Source organism: Pseudomonas sp. 43(2021) (genome assembly GCF_017490805.1).
Classification (GTDB): domain Bacteria; phylum Pseudomonadota; class Gammaproteobacteria; order Pseudomonadales; family Pseudomonadaceae; genus Aquipseudomonas.
This window is the reverse complement of record NZ_JAFGYJ010000462.1, coordinates 1-460: the sequence shown is the minus strand read 5'-3', so window position 1 is coordinate 460 and position 460 is coordinate 1. Positions and strand designations below refer to the sequence as shown.

Here is a 460-nt window from a genome sequence, read left to right as displayed (position 1 = left end):
GGGCAGCGGGCTCGCCGCTTCCCAATCTCGGCGCGCCCGAGGTTCGGCCTTCGATGTCGGACGTTGCAGCCGGGGATCCCGCATCGATATTGGATAGCGGATGTCCGACGTCGAATGTCGAATGTCGAATGTCGAATGTCGAATGTCGAATGTCGAACGTCGAATGTCGAACGCCGAACGCCGAACGCCGAACGCCGAATGTCGAACGTCGAATGCTGAACACGAAGCGCCGGACGCCTTCGAGTGCCGCGTCCGGCAGCGCTCGACGCCGCCCATGCAGCACGGGAGAACGCCGCCGTTTCGTCGGACGGATCGCTTCGCCGCCGGCGCAGCACACCCGTGCGACGTGCGTTTCTCGCCGCGCCATCCGCGCGGCAACAGACTTTACACACTGTTACGCGCGGCGCTCATCCAACGTTGAGCGCATTCCCTATACTGCCGGCGTGTAACAGTAACCCCC

Annotated in this window: 1 protein-coding gene; it reads left to right on the top strand. The window is 63.7% G+C overall.

Annotation, left to right across the window (positions count from 1 at the left end):
* Positions 1–100: 100 nt before the first annotated feature.
* The gene (locus J5M71_RS28180) at positions 101–421 is read left to right on the top strand and encodes a hypothetical protein (RefSeq protein ID WP_207838891.1); all 321 of its coding nucleotides are present in this window, start codon (positions 101–103) and stop codon (positions 419–421) included.
* Positions 422–460: the final 39 nt, after the last annotated feature.

Excerpts from the sequence above, each read along its gene's own strand:
- J5M71_RS28180 (WP_207838891.1), top strand. The coding sequence starts at position 101 with ATGTCCGACGTCGAATGTCGAATGTCGAATGTCGAATGTCGAATGTCG.